Source organism: Pseudoxanthomonas sp. LH2527 (assembly GCF_022539275.1).
In the GTDB taxonomy this organism is placed as follows: Bacteria; Pseudomonadota; Gammaproteobacteria; order Xanthomonadales; family Xanthomonadaceae; genus Pseudoxanthomonas_A.
The window spans coordinates 1-3,033 of sequence record NZ_JAKZBW010000055.1 but is presented as its reverse complement, the minus strand read 5'-3'; the positions used below and the strand labels follow the sequence as shown (position 1 = coordinate 3,033).

Here is a 3,033-nt window from a genome sequence, read left to right as displayed (position 1 = left end):
GCTCCAGCCACCCCAGTCGCGATGGCGCGCATAGCCACCGCGCGTGGAGACCGACGCCAGTCCGTAAAGCAGCCCGAACACGCCGGCGATGCCGGCCGGGATCAGCGACGACAGCAGCAGCGCGACGCCTGCCGCAGCACCGCCGGTGAACAGCCCGCGCAGCCCCGCGGACGACCGGCCGAACACGCCGCGCACGATCGTCGCCACGATGAAGGCCGCGAACAGCGCGAAGAACCAGTCGCCGCCGCGGCGGCCACCGGGCTCGCGATGGGTGCTCACCGGTTCGGGCAGGGCTTCGCCGTCGATCAGCTTGACCAGCGTCGCCGTGGCGTCGGTGATGCCGCCGCCGAAATCGCCGGCGCGGAACTTCGGCGCCAGGTATTCCTGGATGACGCGGTTGGCGATGGCGTCGGGAATGGCGCCCTCCAGCCCATAGCCGGGCTGGATGCGCACGCGGCGATCATCCTTGGCCACCAGCAGCAGCACGCCATCGTCGACACCCTGGCGACCCAGCTTCCACTGGTCGAACACGCGCTGCGTGTACTGCTCGATCGTCTCCGGCTGCGTGGTGGCGACCATCAGCACCTGCAGCTGGCTGCCCTTGCGCTGTTGCAGCGCGAGGGCCTGTTGTTCGAGCTGCTGCTTCTGCGCGGCATCGAGCGTGCCGGTGGTGTCGACCACCGGCGAGTCCAGCGCGGGAATCGCCGCCAGCGTCTGCGCCCATGCCGGCGCGACGGTCAGCAGCAGGCAGAGCGCCAGCGCGCGCAGCATGGGAGTGGCGGGATGCAGATCAGTTGCCGGGCGACGGCGGAGGCGGCGGTACCGGGGCCTGCGGCGCGGCCGGTGCCGGCGTACCGAAGTCGACGGCCGGCGCTTCGGAGATCGCGGCTTCGTTCTCGACGGTGAAGTTGGGCTTTTCCTTCGCGCCGGTGAGCTTGGCGGTGATCAGTTGCGGGAACTGGCGGATATAGGTGTTGTAGTCCTGCACGGTCTGGATGTAACGGCCGCGCGCGACGGTGATGCGGTTCTCGGTGCCTTCCAGCTGCGCCTGCAGGTCGCGGAAGGACTGGTCGGACTTCAAGTTGGGATAGTTCTCGGTGACCACCAGCAGCCGCGACAGCGCGCTGGACAGTTCGCCCTGCGCCTGCTGGAACTGCTGCAGCGAGGCGGCATCGTCGGCATTGACCTGGATCTGGCCGACGCGCGCACGCGCATTGGTCACGTCGGTCAGCACCTGGCGCTCCTGCTGTGCGTAGCCCTGCACGGTCTTGACCAGGTTGGGAATCAGGTCGGCGCGCCGCTTGTACTGGTTGAGCACCTCGGACCAGCCGGCCTTCACCGCTTCGTCCTTCTGCTGGATGGTGTTGTAGCCGCAGCCGGACAACAGTGCGACGAACACGACGAGCAACCACAGACGCGACATCTGGCGCATGGCACGACACTCCCTTTGACTGGCGCCGATTGCAGCACCTCGCCGGTGACGGCGCAAGCGCGACGCGGCGTGGGGGCCGCGGCATGCCGGCTTGTTACCCCGCCGTGAAAAACGAAGGGCTCCCGATGGGAGCCCTGCGTCCGCGATGCCGGCGGCGCGCTTACTCGCGCAGCATGCGCTGGGCGCTGCGCTTCTTCGCCCACAGGTTGAGGCACTCGACCAGCGCGGAGAAGCCCATCGCGCCGTACAGGTAGCCCTTCTCGATGTGCAGCTCGAAACCATCCAGCAGCAGGTAGGCACCGACCGCCACGATGAAGGCCAGCGCCAGCATCTTGATGGTGGGGTTGTTGTCGATGAACTGGCCCAGCGGCTTGGCCGCCAGCAGCATCACCGCCACCGCCAGCAGGATCGCCGCCACCATCACCGGGGTGTGGTTGGCCATGCCGACCGCCGCGATCACCGAGTCCAGCGAGAACACGATGTCGATCACCGCGATCTGCGCGATCACGCCGGCGAACGACACTGCTGGACGCGTGTGCACGTCTTCCGAATCCGGCTCGCCCTTCACCAGTTCCAGGATTTCCTTGGTGCCTTTCACCAGCAGGAACAGGCCGCCGAGGATCAGCACCAGGTCGCGCACCGAGATGCCCTGGCCGAACAGCGTGAACAGGTCGGCGGTCAGTCCCGCAAGCCAGGCCAGCGTCAGCAGCAGCAGGATGCGCGTGATGCAGGCCACCGCGATGCCGAACTTGCGCGCGACCTCGCGCTGGTGCGGCGGCAGCTTGCTGACCGCGATGGAGATGAAGACCAGGTTGTCGATGCCCAGCACGATCTCGATCGCGCTCAGCGTGACCAGCGTGATCCACACCTGCGGATCGGTAAGCAATTCCATCATCGGGGAGTACCTTGGTTCAGATCATAAATCAGAGATAGCGGGGCGCGAGGATCAGGCCCCAGCAGAGGAGTACGTTCATCATCAGCACGAAGACGGCGGCTGAGCCCATGTCCTTCGCGCGACCGGCGAGTTCGTGGTGTTCGGGGCCGTAGCGCTCGATCACCGCTTCCACCGCCGAGTTCAGCAGTTCTGCCGCCAGCACCAGCAGGCAACTGCCGATCATCAGCGCGCGCTCCAGCCCGTCCTGCCCCAGCCACAGCGCCAGCGGCGCCAGCACCACCAGCAGGTAGACCTCCAGGCGGAACGAGGATTCGTGCATCCACGCCGCGCGCAGGCCCTGGAAGGACCAGACCGTCGCCTTGAGGATGCGGCCGGGGCCGCGGGGAAGATGTCCGGTTTCGTCAGCCATGGGGCAGGTCGATGCGAAGGAGGCCCCGCATCGTCCCCGGCCGGTCAGGCAGGGCCTGGGCCAGCGGGAGGTCGGATCGGGTGGAACCGGCGCGACGCCGCGCCAAGGGCGCAATTTTGCCACAACGCGTCCCCTGACCGCCCCGTCGCGGTTTGCATCGGCTGCCCCCGGCTGCTCCACTAGGGCCCGCCTGAACCGAAGGAGCCCTCACCCCGTGTCTTTCCTGAACGCCGTTCGCCCCGCCTTGTTCGCCAGTGCGCTGCTGGCCCTGCCTGACCGGCCGGGGACGATGCGGGG

Annotated in this window: 4 protein-coding genes; all 4 read right to left on the bottom strand. The window is 67.8% G+C overall.

Annotated elements, in window-relative coordinates:
* The coding region (locus MMG85_RS18300) for a TPM domain-containing protein (RefSeq protein ID WP_241047335.1) at window positions 1–771 on the bottom strand (771 nt) is incomplete at its 3' end.
* Window positions 772–790: 19 nt separating this feature from the next.
* Window positions 791–1,432 carry a LemA family protein gene (locus MMG85_RS18295; protein ID WP_241047334.1) on the bottom strand — a complete coding sequence of 214 codons (642 nt, stop codon included), beginning with the start codon at window positions 1,430–1,432 and terminating at the stop codon, window positions 791–793.
* 160 nt (window positions 1,433–1,592) lie between these two features.
* On the bottom strand, window positions 1,593–2,327 hold the full coding sequence (locus MMG85_RS18290; RefSeq protein ID WP_241047333.1) for a TerC family protein: 735 nt from the start codon (window positions 2,325–2,327) through the stop codon (window positions 1,593–1,595).
* A 28-nt stretch (window positions 2,328–2,355) separates the two neighbouring features.
* Entirely contained in the window at window positions 2,356–2,736 is a 381-nt protein-coding gene (locus tag MMG85_RS18285) for a diacylglycerol kinase (RefSeq protein ID WP_241047332.1), read from the bottom strand.
* Between the last annotated feature and the right edge of the window lie 297 nt (window positions 2,737–3,033).